Below are 15,483 nucleotides of genomic sequence, written 5' to 3'. Positions count from 1 at the left end.
CCCCCGGCCATGCCGGGAGCCCCTCCTCGTCAGCTGCGGCTCATTCCTCCGGGAAGTCCCCGGCCAGCGCCGAGGCGATCCGCAGATGCGGCTCCGCCTCCTCGTGGCGGGCCTGCCGCTGGAGCGTACGGCCCAGCATCAGCCGGGCGTAGTGCTCGACCGGGTCGCGCTCGATGATCTCGCGCAACTCGGCCTCCGCGCGGCGCAGTTGGGCCGAGTGGTAGTAGGCGCGCGCCAGCAGCAGCCGGGGACCGGTCTGCTCCGGCACCTCCTCGACCAGCCCGGCGAGCACCTGCGCGGCGCCCGTGTAGTCCTTGGCGTCGAAGAACAGCTGGGCCCGGGCCCAGCGCTCGGCGGCGGTTCCCTGGTCGTAGTACGTCGTGTCCACTCGTGACCTCCTTGGACCCCGACAACAGACAGGGTTGGTTGAAAATTCCACCAACTCTGCCGAGGGGCTGGCGGCATGACGCCGGCCGCCTCCGCGCGGGCCCGGTGAGGTCAGGCACCGGCGGCGGGCCCCGTGAAGCGGCCGGGCGTGGTACCGGTGCTGCCCGCTCGCGGGCCACGGCGGTGATGGACCGCACCGCCGGTCATGACGGCCAGGCCCAGGCAGAAGATCAGCGCCAGCGCGAGACCGGCGCAGAAGATCGCCAGCGGGCCGAGCGTGGCGATGTGGTGGTCGAGCACGGACACGGTGTAGCCGGGTCCGCCGGACAGGTTGCCGGCGATCGCCAGGGCGGTGAAGGCGACGGTCGCCGCGAGCAGAAGGAGTCCGAGGAACAGCATCCCAGTCATCTCCTCAGGAAATGGTTCTGCCCCGTCGAGTACCTGCGCTACGGCGGATCACACGGCGTCGCCGGGCTCCGGTGCGGATACTGAACCGACAAGTTGAGTTTTCTTGACAATATTAATTGTCGGCTGGATCCTGGGACCACCGCGAACCGCAGTGGACCCGAGACGGCGAGGAAACCCGATGCGTACCCTGATCAGCACTGCCTTCATCTCTCTCGACGGTGTCGTCGAGGCCCCGGGCGGCGAGCCCGGCTACCGGAACTCCGGGTGGACGTTCAAGGGCGTCGAGTTCGTCCCCGAGGCGTTCGAGATCAAGGAACGCGAGCAGAAGGAGTCGACCGCGGTCCTGATGGGCCGGGCCAGCTACGAGGCGTTCAGCCCGGTGTGGCCGGACATGGCGGAGTTCGCCCACTACAACGCGCTGCCGAAATACGTCGTCTCGACCACCCTCACCGAGGGCGACCTGGTGTCGGACTGGGGTGAGACCACGATCCTGCGCTCGCTCGACGAGGTCGCCGCCCTCAAGGAGACCGAGGGCGGTCCCGTCATCGTCCACGGCAGCGCCTCGCTCCACCGCGCCCTGTCCGACGCGGGCCTGATCGACCGCTACCACCTGCTCGTGTACCCGCTGCTGCTCGGCGCGGGCAAGCGTCTGTTCAGCGCCTCGGACAAGGACACCCGGCAGCTGAAGCTGGTCGAGCACGAGGTCTATGCGAACGGCGTGCAGAAGAACGTCTTCGACGTCGTCCGCTGAGCCGCACCGCGCCGCGCGGCCACCTGGAACACCGCCTTGCCCGCCTCGACGAACGGGGTGAGGCGCGCGCACTCGTCGTACCGGGCGCACTCCTCGTCGACCGCGAAGTCGACGTCGGCGAGCGGCTGCGGGATCTGCGCGAGGGTCGTTCTCGAGATCCACGGACAGGTCGCGTTCATGGGCGATGTCCGCGATCACGGGGTTGCGGCGGAGCCGGCCGGCGGTGAGCCGGAATCCGGTGTCGCCGTAGCCCTCCACCAGGTCGGGCTCCAACGCGTCGGAGTCCTTGTCCCGGCACATGTCAGTGCTGGCAGGCCGGGCACCAGACCGTGCGGCGGCCGGAGACGCGGCGGGAGCGCAGGGGGGTGCCGCAGCGGGGGCAGGCCGGTTCGGTGTCGTCGCGGTGGCCGGTGAGCCAGCCGGGGCGGGGCGGTACGCGGGCGGCGCGGCAGGACGTGGCGAGCACCCGCCGCATCGCCGTGAACACCTGACGTGCCTCGGCCTCGTCGAGGTCCCGCGCCGGCCGCGTCGGGGCGACCCGGGCCCGCCACAGGATCTCGTCGCAGAGCAGGTTCCCGAGGCCGGCGACGGCGGACTGGTCCATCAGCAGCCCCTTGACGGTGCCCCGCCGTCCGGCGAGCAGCGCCAGGAAGTCCTCTCGGTCCAGGTCGAGGGCGTCGGGCCCCAGGCCGGCCAGGATGCGCTCCACCGCCTCGGGTCCGTCCGCGAGGCGTACGCCCTGGAGTTTGCGCTGGTCGCGATAGCGCAGTTGCCGTTCGCCGTCGAGCGTGAGGACGACCCGGTCGTGCCGGTCCAGGGGCTCGTCGGCCGAGGCCGGTATCAGTTTGCCGGTCATGCCGAAGTGCCACACCAGGGCCGGGCCGTCGCCGACCGGTGCGACCAGGAACTTTCCGTGGCGGTGCGGCCGGCCCAGTCGCCGGCCCTCGACCTCCCGCCGCAGCCGCCGCGCGCCGACACCGCGCAGGACGCCCGCGTCCCGCACGTCGACGCGCCGGACGCGGCGCCCCCGGCCGCAGGAGTCCAGCACCTGGCGAAAACCCTCGACGTCCGGCAACTCCGGCATGCTTCCTCCCGGCGGTGCCCCCGGCGGATCGGCGGAACGTCCGTCGTGCATCGTGCTCGCGGACCCCTGCCGGGTAGCCGCGTTCGCCTCCGCCAACCGTCGCGAGGGGCGGGAGCGGGGCGCGGCAGGTCGGAGCCGCCCTTCGACGGCACGGTCCGCCGCATGATCCGTGTCGCCGGGGGGCATCCGGACACTATGGAAGGCGCGCCTGTGATCGTGCAGCCGCCGGGCCCCGACGGCGGCCGGCGGGTCACCATCCGCGGAGAGTACGTCGGCACCGCGTACCACCTGCTCGACATCGTCGAGTTCCTGCGTCGCGCGGGCCTGCCCGAGGCCAGTACGACGGTCGACGACCCCGAGCTGATCGAGTGGCGCGGCATCGGCCCCAAGGCCTGGACCGCCACCGGCTGACCCGGACCGGCTGACCCGAGTCGGCCCCGTACCGCACCGGCGGACTTGTTCGACCCTACGAACTTTCTGTGTGACGGGTACACATCAGCGGAGTCTACTGATAGGAAACCTTCCTATCGATGACCGACCGCAACCCCCCACTGGAGTCCCTGTGCGGAACCCGAACGACACCACCCCGACGAATCCGGTCCTGACCTCCCGCCGCGCGCTGCTCGCCCTGCTCGGAGCGTCCGCCGTAGGTGCCGGAGCCGTGCTGCTGCGCCCGGCGCACGCCTCCGCCGCCGCGACGGCCGCGAGCTGCGTGGGCCTCGACGACCCGGCGAAGAAGGAGATCGCCATGAAGCTGGTGTCGAGCGCGGAGAACTCCTCGCTCGACTGGAAGGCGCAGTACAAGTACATCGAGGACATCGGCGACGGCCGCGGCTACACAGCCGGGATCATCGGCTTCTGCTCCGGCACCGGCGACATGCTCGACCTCGTCCAGCTCTACACCGACCGCAAGCCCGGCAACGTGCTCGCCAAGTACCTCCCCGCCCTGCGCCGGGTCAACGGCACCGACTCGCACAGCGGCCTCGACCCGAACTTCCCGGCGGACTGGCGCAAGGCGGCCCAGGACACCGCCTTCCAGCAGGCGCAGAACGACGAACGCGACCGCGTGTACTTCAACCCGGCCGTGCAGCAGGGCAAGACGGACGGGCTGGGCACGCTGGGGCAGTTCACCTACTACGACGCCATCGTCATGCACGGCGACGGCGACGACGCCACCAGCTTCCGCAACATACGCAAGCGCGCCCTCGGCAAGGCCAAGCCGCCGGCGCAGGGCGGCAACGAGAAGACGTACATCAACGCCTTCCTCGACGCCCGGGTGTGGGCCATGAAGCAGGAGGAGGCGCACAGCGACACCACCAGGGTCGACACCGAGCAGCGGGTCTTCCTGAACAAGGGCAACCTGTGCCTGAACACCCCGCTGGACTGGAAGGTGTACGGCGACAGCTACCACATCGGCTGACACCCCCGGGCTGTCGTACCGCACCCCCATGCGGTACGACAGCCCGGAGGCGGATCCCCCCTCGGAATGGCCCCTACGGCTTGATGCCCACCCCGGTCCACAGGCTGACCTCCGCGTCGGTGGCGGTCGGCTCGGTGTCCGGACGCCAGCGGTGGCCGACGGACACACCGGGTTCGAGCAGTTCCAGCCCGTCGAAGAAGCGCGCCACGTCCGCCCGCGAACGGAACTGCACCGGGGTTCCGGCGTGGTTGTAGATGTCGGTGACCTTCTGCCAGGTGTCCGGGTCGAAGTCGGGCGTGCAGTGGCTCAGGGCCAGCGCGCTGCCCGAGGGAAGCACGGCGAGCAGCCGGTCCACGATCCCGTACGGGTCCTGCGCGTCCGTCACGAAGTGCATCAGCGCGTTGAGGGACAGCGCCACCGGCCGGCCGAGGTCCAGGACCTCCGCCAGTTCGGGGGCGTCGAGCAGCGTCTGCGGGTCGTTGACGTCCGCCTCTATGTAGGTGGTACGGCCCTCCGACGTGCTGCGCATCAGACGCTCGGCGTACTTGAGCACCAGCGGGTCGTTGTCGGCGTACACGACCCGTGCGTCGGGGACCACGGACTGGGCCACCTGGTGCAGGTTCGGCTCGGTGGGGATGCCAGTGCCGATGTCGAGCCACTGCCGGATGCCGTGCTCGCGGGCGAGGACACGCGTCGCCCGGTGCATGAAGGCGCGGTTCTCCCGCGCGCACACGAAGATGCCCGGGTAGGCGGACGCCACGGTCTCGGCCGCCTGCTTGTCGACGTCGAAGTGGTCCTTGCCGCCGAGGTAGTAGTCGTACATGCGGGCGGAGTGGGGCCTGCTGGTGTCGATGTCCCGCGCCGCGGGCGAGTTGGTCATTCCGAACCTTTCAGAGGGGGAGTGTGGGGGAGAGGTCATCCGGTGGTCAGGTGGTCGGCGAGGCCCCGTTTGACCCCCGCGACGAACGCGGTGATCTCCTCCGGGGTGTAGATCAGCGCGGGGCCGGCCGGATCCGTCGACTGGCGCAGGGCGATCCTGCCGTCGGCGAGCTGCTTCGTCTGTACGCACTGACCGCCGTTGGGGCCGCTCCAGGGCGACTCCCAGCCTTGTTCCCCCAGGTCCGATGCGGGCATGCCGTTGTACACGTCGTGGATGCTGCCGTCGAAGGCGGTCATGAGTACTCCTTGCGCATGCGGTTCAGGAGCGCCCTGCTCTGCGCGTCGGAAGTGAGCAGGGACATGCGGTTGTGCGCCTCCAGGTGGGCGGCGACGTCGGAGCGCTGGTCCAGGTACATCGCGCCGGAGAGGACCTCGGTGTAGACGACGTCCGGCAGTTCGGGCTCGGCGAAGCGGAAGTAGGTGAACGGGGCGCACACGCCCACATGGGCACCGGCGGTGAACGGGACGACGTCGACGCTGACGTGCGGCAGCTCCGATGCCTCCAGCAGCCGCTCGATCTGCTCCCGCATCACCTCGGGGCCGCCGACCACCCGGTGCAGCACGGCCTCCTCCATCACCACCCACAGCGTCGGCGCGTCGGAGCGCTCCAGCAGGACCTGACGGCGCAGCCGCAGGTTCACCCGCCGCTCCAGATCCTCGTCGCTGTCGTTGGGGAAACCGCCGCTGAGCACATGGCGCGCGTACTCCCGGGTCTGCAGCAACCCCGTGGCGTAGTGCGGCTCGTACGTGCGCAGGGTCGTCGCGCCGGTCTCCAGGCTCACGTAGGCGCTGAACCAGGTGGGCAGCACATCGCGGTAGGTGTGCCACCAGCCGGGTTCGTTGGCGCGCTCGGCGAAGGCGACGAACTCGTCCCGCTCCTGACGGTCGGCGCCGTAGGTCTCGAGCAGTTTCTCCACGTAGAGGGGTTTGAGGGTGACCTCCGCCTTCTCCAGCCGGCGGATGGTCAGGGGTGTGACCCGAAGGGCCCGCGCCGCGTCGTCCAGTGACACGCCCGCGTCCTGGCGCCGCTCCTGGAGCCTGCGGCCCAGGATCATGCGCAGCACGGTGGGCGCACTGGTGCTCCCCGCGTTCGAACGGCCTTCGCTCACGCCCTACCTCCTGAGGGACTGTCACCCGGACGAGTGTGACAGGCACTTGCTGAAGCAGCCAGACGGATACCGGCATCCTGAAATTATCAGGGAGTCGGTTGCAGCCTGAACTCGCATGCGCGCATGATTACTTGAGTGAATCGCGGTCACGCTCACGGGGATCCCCCGTTCCCCGTGGGGCCGTTGCTCTGACCTGCCCGCTTTGCCTGCTCCGCTCTGTTCTGCTTGCTCTCCGCCGCGCCCGCCTTACGGAAGGCAGCCATCGTGTCCCCCCACGCGACCTCCCCCCGCGACCTGTTGGACGTTGTCGCGCCCGACCAGGCGCACTGGATCGAGCTGCCCTCGCACCGCTCCAGCGTCAGAGTCGCCCGCCGTTCCGTGAGAGCCCGGCTCACCGAGTGGGGCCTCTCCCGCGAGCTGTGCGAGAACGCGGTGCTGCTCGTGTCCGAACTGGCCACCAACGCCGTCATCCACACACTGAGCGTGCGGATCCTGTGCGGCATGGGACTGGTCGCCGACGGATGCCTGCGGCTCGAGGTCCACGACCACGACTACTCCGGCCGCGGCCTGCCCCGGCGCGACCCGGGTCCTGACGACGAGGGCGGCCGGGGGCTGCTGCTCGTCGAGCAACTCGCCGACTCCTGGGGCGTCGACCGGTCGAGGCTCACCAGCGGCCACGCGGTGTGGGCGACGCTGACGGCCTGACGGTGGAGTGAACAAGGAGTCGGAGGGCTGGAGTTGCCGATTTCATGCGGGTGCACGGGCCCGCATATGATCTTGGTCGTGACTGTGCAGAACTCTGACAAAACGCTCTCCCGTAAGCAGCGGCTCCAGGAGAAGCAGCGCCGCCAGCTGGCGGTGGTCGACACCGTGGACAAGGCCGAGGTCAAGCTCCGCAAGGCGGAAGCCGAGCTGGCGGTGGCCGTCGCCGAGGCGGTGCAGGTGTTCGGTGACGAGCGCGCCGCCTCCGAGGGGCTCGACATGCCCGTGGAGACCGTGCGCCGCTTCGTCGGCATCGCGGCACACGAGACCGCCGCGGCGGCGGACGGTGCCGACCACTGACGTGACCTGAGGATCCGTGTCCCCGCGCCGGCGGTGAGAACCCCCGCCGGCGCAGGCACCGATCCCTGTACGACCACCGCACGCCACGGCCGCCCCGTTCCTCGGCCGATGCCGGCGCCCGAGACGGGGGCCGCCGGCCGGGGGGCCGCCGTTCGGGTGATTCGCGCGCTCCGCCTCCGAGCGTGAAACCAAGGGAATCCAGGCCTGACGGCTCACGCCTGGCATGCGTTCACGCCCATGGGACAAGTGGCAGGTAATGCTCTTATCCGGACAAACTGAATCCGCCGGTTCGTGATCAGGAACATCCACGTTCTCCAGGAGATCGCATGGTGGAACACTCCTCCGAGGTCGTTTCGGAGCCGGATGAACCTGCCGTCGCCCTGACCGGCACCGGCCCCAGGGGGGCGGAGACCGAGCGGCGGCTCGCGCGGGCACTGGCCGACCTCCTCGACGCCGAGCATGTCGCGGTCGACGGCCACTTCTTCACCGACCTCGGTGCCAACTCCCTGGTCATGGCCCAGTTCTGCGCACGAATACGCAAGGAGGCCGACCTCCCGTCGCCGTCCATGCGGGACATCTACCGGCACCCCACGATCCAGAGCCTGGCAGCGGCACTCGGCGAGACCGCCCCCGCCCCCGCGGATCCGGTGCCCACCCCGCAGCCGCCCGTGCCGTCGCCGGCACCGGGCCCGCGCGCCGGCCGGTGGAACCATCTGGTCTGCGGAACCCTCCAGTTGCTGGTCTTCCTGGGCTACTCCCTGGTCTCCGGATTCGTCACCGCCGGGGGATACGAGTGGATCGCCTCCGGCAAGGGGCTCGCCGACGTCTACCTGCGCTCACTGCTCTTCGGAAGCTGCGCGTTCGTGGCGCTGTGCGCGTTCCCCGTCGTAGCGAAATGGGTGCTCGTCGGACGCTGGCGACCCCGTGAGTTCCCCGTCTGGGGCCTGACGTATCTGCGGTTCTGGCTCGTCAAGGCGCTGCTGCACGCGAACCCGATGGTCTTCTTCACCGGGACCCCGCTGTACGTGCTGTACCTGCGGGCCCTCGGCGCACGCATCGGCAAGGGCGTCACGATCCTCTCCCACTCCGTCCCCGTCTGCACCGACCTGCTGACCATCGGCGCGGGCACGGTGATCCGCAAGGACTCCTTCTTCCTCGGCTACCGTGCCTGTGCCGGACACATCCAGACCGGCCGCATCACCCTCGGCTCGAACGCCTTCGTCGGCGAGAAGACCGTCCTGGACATCGACACGTCCCTCGGCCACGGCGCCCAGCTCGGCCACTCCTCCGCCCTGCACCGCGGCCAGGCCGTCCCGGACGGCGAACACTGGCACGGATCCCCGGCGGAGCCCACCCGGACCGACTACATCCGGATCGCGCCGGCGAACTGCGGCACCCTGCGCCGCGCCTGGTTCGGCCTCGGCACGCTGCTGCAGCTGGTCTTCCTGTACGTCCCGCTGGCCGTCGGCGGCGTCTACATGTTCTTCACCCAGGTACCGGCGATCGGCAAGCGGCTCGACCCGGCCACCGCCGCGCTCGGCTGGTCGGAACTGCTCCCCGACGCCCTGCTGCTCTCCGCCGTGCTCTTCTTCGGGTTCCTCGTCCTGGGACTGGCGGCCCTGTGCACCCTGCCGCGCCTGGTGGGCCTCGTGGTCAAGCCCGACAAGGTCTATCCGCTCTACGGCTTCCACTACGCACTGCAGCGGACCACGGCCCGCATGACGAACGTCAAGTTCTTCGCCTGGCTCTTCGGCGACAGCTCCTACATCGTGGGCTATCTCCGCGGCATCGGCTACGACCTGTCACGGGTCGAGCAGACCGGGTCGAACTTCGGCACCGAAGTGCAGCACGAGACACCGCTGCTGGTCTCCGTCGGCAGCGGGACGATGGTGGCCGACGGCCTCTCCGTCCTCAACGCCGACTTCTCCAGCACGTCCTTCCGGCTGTCCCGGGCCTCGATCGGGGCGCACAACTTCCTGGGCAACAACATCGCCTACCCGGCGGGCGCCAGGACCGGCGAGAACTGCCTGCTCGCGACGAAGGTGATGGTTCCCCTGGACGGCGAGGTCCGGACCGGCGTGGGGCTTCTCGGCTCACCGTGCTTCGAGATCCCCCGCTCGGTGGACCGCGACGCCCGGTTCGACCATCTCCGGACGGGCGAGACGTTCAGCCGCCGGCTGGCCGCGAAGAACCGCTACAACCTCCGCTCCATGACACTCATGCTGTCCGTGCGCTGGCTGCACGCCTTCGCGCTCACCCTGTTCGGGCTCGCCTCCGTCGACCTGTACGGCGTGCTCGGCCAGGTGGTGATCGCCGGCTACCTGGCGTTCACCCTCGCCTTCTCCGCCGCCTACTTCATCCTGGTGGAGCGCTGCCTCGCCTCGTTCCGCGCGCTGCGCCCCCGGCTGTGCTCCATCTACGACCCGTACTTCTGGTGGCACGAACGGCTGTGGAAGGTGCCGGACCACTTCCTCAACATCTTCAACGGAACCCCGTTCAAGAGCCTGGTCTGGCGGCTGCTCGGGGTGCACATCGGCCGCCGGGTGTTCGACGACGGCTGCTACCTCACCGAGCGGACCCTCGCCACCATCGGCGACGACTGCACCCTCAACGCCGGCAGCAAGATCCAGTGCCACTCGCAGGAGGACGGCACCTTCAAGTCCGACGTCACCACGCTCGGCGCCGGCTGCACGCTGGGCGTCGCCGCCCATGTGCACTACGGCGTGACCATGGGTGACGGCGCGGTCCTCGCGCCCGACTCCTTCCTCATGAAGGGCGAGGAAGTCCCCCCGAACGCCCGGTGGGGCGGCAATCCCGCGGTGGACATGCCGGACGGCGACAGCCGGTCCGCCGGCGTCGCACGGATCACGACAGCAGCCGACGCCGCCACGGCGACCCTGAGCTGAGGAAGGCCATTCCATGGGAACGCGCGTGGAGACGGACCGGGAGTTCTGGACCCGGACACTGACCGCAGGCGGTGCCACCGCCGTGCCCCGCTGGGTCCGGGAACCGGTGTCGGGAACGGCCGGGCACGAGACCCCGCTGCCGGACGACGTGACGCGGACGGTGCGTGAACTGGCCGCGCGGCACGGCCTGTCGGCCGGCACCGTGCTGCTGGCCGCCCACCTCAAGGTGCTGGCCGCGCTCTCCGGCGAAGCGGAGGTGGTCACCGGCCACACCATCGGCACGGACGGCGAACCGCTGCCGTGCCGGGTGCCCGTCCCCTCCGGCAGCTGGGCGGCCCTGCTCGCGGCGGCCGCACACGCCGAGGCGGAGCTGCTGGCGCACCGGGACCACCCGGTGGCCGGGCTGCGCCGCGAACTCGGGCTGACGGAGCCGCCGTACGAGGTCGTCTCGGGTCCCCACGGAGCCGAGGAGACGCACGCCGACGACGGTGTCCTGCACGTGCGCTGGTCCGACCGGGACGGCCGGCTGACGCTGCGCCTGCGGTACCGTACGGACACCCTGGACGCCGAGGCCGCGGCCCGCATCGGCGGCTACCACCTGGCCGCGCTGCGGCTGATGACGGCCGACCCCGACGCCGACCACACCCGGCAGAGCCTGCTGTCGGCCGAGGAACGACGCGAGCAACTGGAAGGCCTGGCCGGGCCGCACCGCCCGCTGCCGGACGCCCGGGCGCACGAACTGTTCGAGCAGCGAGTGCGGGCGCATCCGAAGGCCGTCGCGGCCGTGCACGGCACCCGGGAGTGGACGTACGACGAACTCAACCGGCGCGCCAACCGGCTGGCCCGCGCCCTGCTGGCCAGGGGCCTGGGCCGGGAGGACGTGGTCGCCGTCGTCTCCGAGCGCACCCTCGACTGGCTGGCGGCGGTGCTGGCGGTGTTCAAGGCGGGCGGTGTGTACCTGCCGATCGAACCGCACTTCCCGGCCGGCCGCATCGAGACCACCCTGTCCCGGGCCGGCTGCCGGCTCGCCCTGACCGAGCCGGGCAGCACCGGCACCCTCGACCGGGCGCTGGCCGCCCTGCCGGACGTCGAGAAGCTGCCGTTCGACACGGCGTACGCCGAACCGCACGCCGACCACGATCCCGGGGTCCGCGTCGACGCCGGTCAACTCGCCTACATCTACTTCACCTCCGGCTCCACCGGCGAGCCGAAGGGGGCGATGTGCGAGCACGCGGGCATGCTCAACCACCTCCACGCCAAGATCGACGACCTGGAGATCGGCGAGGGGACCGTGGTCGCGCAGACCGCCCCGCAGTGCTTCGACATCTCCCTGTGGCAGCTCGTCGCCCCGCTGCTGGCGGGCGGGCGGACCCTGCTGGTCGAGCAGGACGTGATCACGGATGTGGCACGGTTCACCGACACCCTGGAACGCGGCCGGGTCGGCGTGGCCCAGCTCGTGCCGTCGTACCTGGAGGTCGTGGTCTCCTACCTGGAGCAGCATCCGCGCACCCTGCCGGACCTGCGGTACGTGTCGGTGACCGGCGAGGCGCTGAAACGGGAACTGGTCCAGCGGTGGCTGGCGGTCCAGCCGGGCATCGGCCTGCTCAACGCCTACGGCCTGACCGAGACGTCCGACGACACCAACCACGAACTCCTCCGCGAGGTGCCCGACCGTGTGCTGCTCGGCCGGCCCGTCAGCAACGTCCGCGTCCACGTCGTCGACGAGCACCTGGCACTGGTGCCGCTGGGCGCCCCCGGACTGATCGCCTTCTCCGGTGTCTGCGTGGGCCGCGGCTACGTCAACGATCCCGAGCGCACCCGGGAGGCGTACCGCACGGACCCCTACCGGCCCGGTGAACGGCTCTACCTGGGCGGCGACTGGGGGCGCTGGCACCCCGGCGGCAAGCTGGAGTTCCTCGGCCGCCGGGACAGCCAGGTCAAGATCCGCGGGTTCCGCATCGAGATCGGCGAGATCGAGAACTGTCTGCTGCGGGTGGCCGGCGTCCGGGACGGCGCGGTGGTCGTCGCCGAGCGGACCGGCGGCGGCAAGCAGCTCATCGCCTTCTACTCCGGCACCCGGCAGCGGCCGGAGGCCCTGCGCGAGGCGCTCGGCGCGGCACTGCCCGCCTACATGGTGCCCTCGGCCTTCCACCGGCAGGACAGCCTTCCGCTGACCGCCAACGGCAAGATCGACAAGAAGGCCCTGACCAAGCTGGCCGAGACCGCCCCGGACGGCGACGCGCACCGGGCGACCGGCCGTACCCACCGGACGGCCGCGGCCCGACTGAGCGCGACCGAGCGGAGAGTGGCCGCGGCCTGGGCCGAACTGCTGGGGGTGCCCGAGGAAGGGATCGGCCGCACCGACCACTTCTTCGACTCCGGCGGCACCTCCCTGACCGCGGTCAGGCTCAGCCTCGCCCTCGACCGCGCGGTCTCCCTGAAGGACATCACCCGGCACCCGGTCCTCGCCGACCTGGCCGCCCTCCTCGACGGCCCGGCCCGGCAGCACCCGGAACTGCTGCTGACCCTGGCGCACGGGAGCGGCACGCCCGACTGCGCCCTGGTGTGCTTCCCGTACGCGGGCGGCAACGCGGTCAACTACCAGCCGATGGCGAGTGCCCTGGCGGGCAGCGGGCTCACCGTCCTCGCCGTGGACCTCCCGGGCCACAACCTGGCCGCGCCCCCCGAGCCGTTCGCGCCCGTCGAGGAGGTGGCCGAGCAGGTCGCCGCCGAGATCACGGCACGCGGACTGACCCGGGTCATGCTCTGGGGCCACTCCTCCGGAGCCGCACCGGCCGTCGAGACGGCCAGGAGGCTCCAGCAGCGGGGCGTACACGTGGAGCGGCTCTTCCTCGGCGCGCAACTGCTCGGCACCGCCGCCGAACGGCGCACGGCCGTCACCGAACTGGCGCACCTGAGCGACGCCGACATCGCGGCGCGCCTGGCCGCGGAGGGCGGCCACCCCGAACTCGCCGAGCTGGACCCGCGGCACGCCGCGCACATCGCCGCCGCCTACCGGCACGACTGCGTCGCGGCGCACCACTACTTCGGCACGGCTCTGGAGACCCCGCCGCCCGTCAAGGTGTCCGCGCCCCTCTCGGTGGTCGTCGCCGCCGACGACCCGCACACGGCGGGCCACGCCCGGCACCACCGGGACTGGCTGCTCCTCGCCGACCGCGTCGAGCTGCACGAACTCGCCGACGGCGGCCATCACTTCCTGCGCACCCGCCCGGCCGAGACCGCGCAGGCCGTCCTGACCACCGTCCTTCCCCTCGCCTCCTCCTGACCCGTCACACCCCGGCGGCCGACCGAAAGGAACCCGAGATGCCGTTCTCATCCCTGGCATCACCGCTCGACGTGCAGGTGCGGCCGGACAAGCCGGCACTGCTGCGCGTCGATCCCCCGGACGACCCACCGAGATGGGCGGCGCAGCACCGCGAAGCACTGCGCGCGCAGGTCACCGAGCACGGGGCACTGGTCGTCCGCGGCCTCGGACTCCGCGACCCCGACCAGGTCGGCGCCGTCTTCGGGCACCTGGCCGGGGAACTCATGACCGAGCGGGAGGCCTTCGCCCCCCGTGAGACCCACCGGCCCGGCGTGTACGCGTCCACGCCCTGGCCGGCCAACCAGCCGATGTGCATGCACCACGAGCTGAGTTACCTCCTCCAGGTGCCCGGCCTCATGCTGTTCGCCTGCCCCACCGCGCCAGAGCAGGGCGGGGCGACGGCGGTGGCCGACGCCGAAGAGGTGCTGCGGGCCCTGCCCGGCGGGCTCGTCGAACGGTTCGAGCGGGAGGGCTGGATCCTGACCCGCAGCTACAACGACGAGATCGGCGCGAGCCTCCAGGAGTCCTTCGGCACCGCCGACCACGCCGAGATCGAGCGCTACTGCCGTGCCAACGCCATCGACTTCACCTGGCAGCCCGACGGCACCCTGCGCACCGAACAGCGCCGCAACGCCGTCGTCCGGCACCCCCGCACCGGCCGGCGCTGCTGGTTCAACCAGATCGCCTTCCTCAACGAGTGGACCCTCGCCCCCGAGGTGCGCGAGTACCTGGTGGACGTCTACGGCGCGGACGGACTGCCGTTCAACACCCGCCACGGCGACGGCAGCCCGATCGGCGAGGACGTGGTCCAGCTGATCAACAGCACCTACGAGGCGCACACCCGGCGCGAACCCTGGCAGCCCGGGGACCTGCTGCTCGTGGACAACATTCGCACCGCGCACAGCAGAGAGGCGTTCACCGGCGAACGGCAGGTGCTCGTCGGCATGGGCGAACCCGTCCGGCCGGCCGAGGACTGCCCGGCCCTGGAGGCGAGCGAGCGATGACCGATGTACTGTCGTCGGCCGCCCGGGCGGCCGGGCCCGAACGGACCACCACGCCGACCTTCGCGGTGATCACCGGTGAGCGGGTACAGCGCGCCCTGAGCGGCCGCGAGAAGGAACTGGTGGAACTGGTCGAGACCGTCTACCGGCTGCACGACGCCGGGGACTCGGTCAACCCGCCGTCGTACTTCCTGCGCTTCGAGGACCGGCCGACCTCGCGGATCATCGCGCTGCCCGCCTCCCTGGGCGGGACGGTCCAGGTGGACGGCCTGAAGTGGATCTCCAGCTTCCCGGAGAACGTGAGCGCCGGGCTGCCGCGGGCCTCCGCGGTGCTCGTCCTCAACGACCACGACACCGGCTACCCGTTCGCCTGTCTGGAGAGCTCGATCATCAGCGCCACCAGGACCGCGGCCTCCGCCGCCCTGGCCGCCGACTGGCTCAGCCGCAACCGCACCCGCCCCACCCGGGTGGGCTTCTTCGGCACGGGCCTGATCGCCCGCTACATCCACACCTTCCTGGCCGGCACCGGCTGGGACTTCGACGAGATCGGCGTCCACGACGTGTCCGCCGACAGCGCCGGCGGCTTCCGCGGCTACCTGGAACAGACCGGCACCGGCGCGCGGATCAGCGTCCACGAGCGTGCCGAGGACCTGGTCCGCGGCAGCGACCTGGTGGTCTTCGCCACCATCGCCGGCCGGCCCCATGTCACGGACCCCGCCTGGTTCACCCACAACCCGCTGGTCCTGCACGTGTCCCTGCGCGACCTCGCCCCCGAGATCCTGCTGGGTGCGGCCAACTTCGTCGACGACGTCGACCACTGCCTCAAGGCCGACACGTCACCCCACCTGGCCGAACAGCTCACCGGCAACCGTGACTTCCTCAACGGAACCCTCGGCGACGTCATGTCCGGCCGGGCCGCCCCACCGCCCGACCGCCCCGTGATCTTCTCGCCCTTCGGACTCGGCGTCCTCGACCTCGCCGTCGGCAAGTACGTCTACGACGAGGTGTCCCGGGCCGGGGACCTCTGTCTCATCGATGACTTCTTCCACGAACTGCGCCGCTACGGCTGAGGCCGTCGTCCTCGGCCCGGC

Annotated in this window: 15 protein-coding genes and 1 pseudogene; 9 read left to right on the top strand and 7 right to left on the bottom strand. The window is 71.0% G+C overall.

The window, feature by feature from the left end; translation table 11 throughout:
• Positions 1–40: 40 nt before the first annotated feature.
• On the bottom strand, positions 41–388 hold the full coding sequence (locus ACFY0P_RS27300) for a tetratricopeptide repeat protein (RefSeq protein ID WP_388918319.1): 348 nt from the start codon (positions 386–388) through the stop codon (positions 41–43).
• A 110-nt stretch (positions 389–498) separates the two neighbouring features.
• On the bottom strand, positions 499–795 hold the full coding sequence (locus ACFY0P_RS27295) for a hypothetical protein (RefSeq protein ID WP_388918316.1): 297 nt from the start codon (positions 793–795) through the stop codon (positions 499–501).
• A gap of 178 nt (positions 796–973) precedes the next feature.
• Between ACFY0P_RS27295 and ACFY0P_RS27290 the strand changes: the two genes are divergently transcribed.
• Positions 974–1,546, top strand: a complete 573-nt coding sequence (locus ACFY0P_RS27290) for a dihydrofolate reductase family protein (RefSeq protein WP_388918313.1) — start codon at positions 974–976, stop codon at positions 1,544–1,546.
• Positions 1,547–1,566: 20 nt separating this feature from the next.
• Here the strand turns inward: ACFY0P_RS27290 and ACFY0P_RS27285 are convergent.
• Together ACFY0P_RS27285 and ACFY0P_RS27280 are read right to left on the bottom strand one after the other, a co-directional pair.
• Positions 1,567–1,849 (bottom strand): annotated as a pseudogene (locus ACFY0P_RS27285) (endo alpha-1,4 polygalactosaminidase); the annotation flags it as partial.
• Positions 1,848–2,630: an Fpg/Nei family DNA glycosylase gene (locus ACFY0P_RS27280; RefSeq protein WP_388918310.1), complete on the bottom strand. Its 783-nt coding sequence runs from the start codon at positions 2,628–2,630 to the stop codon at positions 1,848–1,850. The pseudogene ACFY0P_RS27285 and the gene ACFY0P_RS27280, both read right to left, overlap by 2 nt.
• A gap of 210 nt (positions 2,631–2,840) precedes the next feature.
• Between ACFY0P_RS27280 and ACFY0P_RS27275 the strand changes: the two genes are divergently transcribed.
• Together ACFY0P_RS27275 and ACFY0P_RS27270 are read left to right on the top strand one after the other, a co-directional pair.
• Entirely contained in the window at positions 2,841–3,041 is a 201-nt protein-coding gene (locus ACFY0P_RS27275; protein WP_388918307.1) for a hypothetical protein, read from the top strand.
• A gap of 151 nt (positions 3,042–3,192) precedes the next feature.
• Positions 3,193–4,050: a chitosanase gene (locus ACFY0P_RS27270; protein WP_388918304.1), complete on the top strand. Its 858-nt coding sequence runs from the start codon at positions 3,193–3,195 to the stop codon at positions 4,048–4,050.
• Between the two features lie 73 nt (positions 4,051–4,123).
• Here the strand turns inward: ACFY0P_RS27270 and ACFY0P_RS27265 are convergent, their stop codons facing one another.
• Genes ACFY0P_RS27265 through ACFY0P_RS27255 form a run of 3 tightly spaced genes read right to left on the bottom strand, consistent with a single transcriptional unit; the run spans position 4,124 to position 6,098 of the window.
• Positions 4,124–4,930: an SAM-dependent methyltransferase gene (locus ACFY0P_RS27265; protein WP_388918301.1), complete on the bottom strand. Its 807-nt coding sequence runs from the start codon at positions 4,928–4,930 to the stop codon at positions 4,124–4,126.
• 35 nt (positions 4,931–4,965) lie between these two features.
• On the bottom strand, positions 4,966–5,226 hold the full coding sequence (locus tag ACFY0P_RS27260; RefSeq protein WP_388918299.1) for a DUF397 domain-containing protein: 261 nt from the start codon (positions 5,224–5,226) through the stop codon (positions 4,966–4,968).
• A complete protein-coding gene (locus ACFY0P_RS27255; RefSeq protein ID WP_388918296.1) occupies positions 5,223–6,098 on the bottom strand; it encodes a helix-turn-helix domain-containing protein in 876 nt (291 codons plus the stop codon). Before ACFY0P_RS27255 ends, ACFY0P_RS27260 begins: the two co-directional genes overlap by 4 nt.
• Before the next feature lie 264 nt (positions 6,099–6,362).
• Here ACFY0P_RS27255 and ACFY0P_RS27250 point away from each other — a divergent pair, with 264 nt between their 5' ends.
• The 6 genes from ACFY0P_RS27250 (at position 6,363) to sbnB (ending at position 15,462) form a co-directional block, all read left to right on the top strand.
• Positions 6,363–6,803, top strand: a complete 441-nt coding sequence (locus ACFY0P_RS27250; protein ID WP_388918293.1) for an ATP-binding protein — start codon at positions 6,363–6,365, stop codon at positions 6,801–6,803.
• Between the two features lie 78 nt (positions 6,804–6,881).
• Positions 6,882–7,160 carry a hypothetical protein gene (locus tag ACFY0P_RS27245; RefSeq protein WP_388918290.1) on the top strand — a complete coding sequence of 93 codons (279 nt, stop codon included), beginning with the start codon at positions 6,882–6,884 and terminating at the stop codon, positions 7,158–7,160.
• 326 nt (positions 7,161–7,486) lie between these two features.
• Positions 7,487–10,066, top strand: coding sequence for a Pls/PosA family non-ribosomal peptide synthetase (locus ACFY0P_RS27240; protein WP_388918287.1), 2,580 nt, complete (start codon positions 7,487–7,489; stop codon positions 10,064–10,066).
• 13 nt (positions 10,067–10,079) lie between these two features.
• Positions 10,080–13,352, top strand: coding sequence for an amino acid adenylation domain-containing protein (locus ACFY0P_RS27235; RefSeq protein ID WP_388918284.1), 3,273 nt, complete (start codon positions 10,080–10,082; stop codon positions 13,350–13,352).
• A 38-nt stretch (positions 13,353–13,390) separates the two neighbouring features.
• On the top strand, positions 13,391–14,395 hold the full coding sequence (locus ACFY0P_RS27230; protein WP_388918281.1) for a TauD/TfdA family dioxygenase: 1,005 nt from the start codon (positions 13,391–13,393) through the stop codon (positions 14,393–14,395).
• Positions 14,392–15,462, top strand: a complete 1,071-nt coding sequence (gene sbnB, locus ACFY0P_RS27225) for a 2,3-diaminopropionate biosynthesis protein SbnB (RefSeq protein ID WP_388918278.1) — start codon at positions 14,392–14,394, stop codon at positions 15,460–15,462. The genes ACFY0P_RS27230 and sbnB overlap by 4 nt, the downstream gene beginning before the upstream one ends.
• Positions 15,463–15,483 lie beyond the last annotated feature (21 nt).

The organism is Streptomyces sp. NPDC001714 (assembly GCF_042892755.1).
GTDB lineage: Bacteria > Actinomycetota > Actinomycetes > Streptomycetales > Streptomycetaceae > Streptomyces.
The sequence above is the reverse complement of the archived record's forward strand: the minus strand, read 5'-3'. Positions and strand labels throughout refer to the sequence as shown.

Excerpts from the sequence above, each read along its gene's own strand:
- ACFY0P_RS27295 (WP_388918316.1), bottom strand. The coding sequence starts at position 795 with ATGACTGGGATGCTGTTCCTCGGACTCCTTCTGCTCGCGGCGACCGTC.
- ACFY0P_RS27265 (WP_388918301.1), bottom strand. The coding sequence starts at position 4,930 with ATGACCAACTCGCCCGCGGCGCGGGACATCGACACCAGCAGGCCCCAC.
- sbnB (WP_388918278.1), top strand. The coding sequence starts at position 14,392 with ATGACCGATGTACTGTCGTCGGCCGCCCGGGCGGCCGGGCCCGAACGG.
- ACFY0P_RS27290 (WP_388918313.1), top strand. The coding sequence starts at position 974 with ATGCGTACCCTGATCAGCACTGCCTTCATCTCTCTCGACGGTGTCGTC.
- ACFY0P_RS27235 (WP_388918284.1), top strand. The coding sequence starts at position 10,080 with ATGGGAACGCGCGTGGAGACGGACCGGGAGTTCTGGACCCGGACACTG.
- ACFY0P_RS27240 (WP_388918287.1), top strand. The coding sequence starts at position 7,487 with ATGGTGGAACACTCCTCCGAGGTCGTTTCGGAGCCGGATGAACCTGCC.
- ACFY0P_RS27230 (WP_388918281.1), top strand. The coding sequence starts at position 13,391 with ATGCCGTTCTCATCCCTGGCATCACCGCTCGACGTGCAGGTGCGGCCG.
- ACFY0P_RS27280 (WP_388918310.1), bottom strand. The coding sequence starts at position 2,630 with ATGCCGGAGTTGCCGGACGTCGAGGGTTTTCGCCAGGTGCTGGACTCC.
- ACFY0P_RS27260 (WP_388918299.1), bottom strand. The coding sequence starts at position 5,226 with ATGACCGCCTTCGACGGCAGCATCCACGACGTGTACAACGGCATGCCC.